This window comes from Massilia psychrophila (assembly GCF_002760665.1).
In the GTDB taxonomy this organism is placed as follows: Bacteria; Pseudomonadota; Gammaproteobacteria; order Burkholderiales; family Burkholderiaceae_D; genus JAFCUW01.
Map to the genome: position 1 here is coordinate 1 of NZ_PDOB01000086.1, position 1200 is coordinate 1200.

At 60.0% G+C, this 1200-nt stretch carries 1 protein-coding gene; it reads left to right on the forward strand.

Annotated features, from left to right (window positions below):
• Window positions 1-4: 4 nt before the first annotated feature.
• Window positions 5-1200, forward strand: a 1196-nt coding sequence (gene tuf, locus CR103_RS21730) for an elongation factor Tu (RefSeq protein WP_099917957.1), incomplete at its 3' end; no start/stop codon positions are given.

The window sequence follows — 1200 nt, forward strand, 5'->3', positions numbered from 1 at the left end:
TAAAATGGCAAAAGGTAAATTCGAACGGACCAAGCCGCACGTCAACGTCGGCACCATCGGTCACGTTGATCACGGCAAGACGACCCTGACGGCTGCGATCGCAACTGTGCTGTCGAAGAAATTCGGCGGCGAAGCAAAAGCATACGACCAGATCGATGCGGCACCGGAAGAAAAAGCGCGCGGCATCACCATCAACACCGCCCACGTCGAGTACGAGACGGCCAACCGTCACTACGCGCACGTCGACTGCCCAGGCCACGCCGACTACATCAAGAACATGATCACCGGTGCGGCGCAGATGGACGGCGCGATCCTGGTCTGCTCGGCCGCTGACGGCCCGATGCCGCAAACACGCGAGCACATCTTGCTGGCGCGCCAGGTTGGCGTTCCTTACATCATCGTGTTCCTCAATAAGTGCGACCTGGTCGACGACGAAGAGCTGCTCGAGCTGGTCGAAATGGAAGTGCGTGAGTTGCTCGTCAAGTACGAGTTCCCAGGCGACGACTTGCCGATCATCAAAGGTTCGGCCCGTATGGCGCTGGACGGCGACACCGGCCCGATGGGCGAGCAAGCCATCATGGCCCTGGCCGAAGCACTCGACACCTACATCCCGACGCCAGAGCGCGCCATCGACGGCGCCTTCCTGATGCCAGTCGAAGACGTGTTCTCGATCTCGGGTCGCGGCACCGTGGTGACCGGTCGTATCGAGCGCGGTATCGTCAAGGTCGGCGAAGAGATCGAAATCGTCGGCATCACCGACACCGTCAAGACCATTTGCACCGGCGTGGAAATGTTCCGCAAGCTGCTCGACCAGGGCATGGCTGGCGACAACGTCGGTCTGCTGCTGCGCGGCACCAAGCGTGAAGACGTCCAGCGCGGTCAAGTATTGGCCAAGCCGAACTCGATCAAGCCGCACAACCATTTCACGGGCGAGATCTACGTGTTGTCGAAAGACGAAGGCGGCCGTCACACCCCGTTCTTCAACAACTATCGCCCACAGTTCTACTTCCGCACCACGGACGTAACGGGCTCGATCGCATTGCCAGAAGACAAAGAAATGGTCATGCCAGGCGACAACGTGTCGATCACCGTCAAGCTGATCAACCCGATCGCGATGGAAGAAGGCCTGCGTTTCGCTATCCGTGAAGGCGGTCGTACCGTCGGCGCCGGCGTGGTTGCAAAGATCCTGAGCGAAGTCGC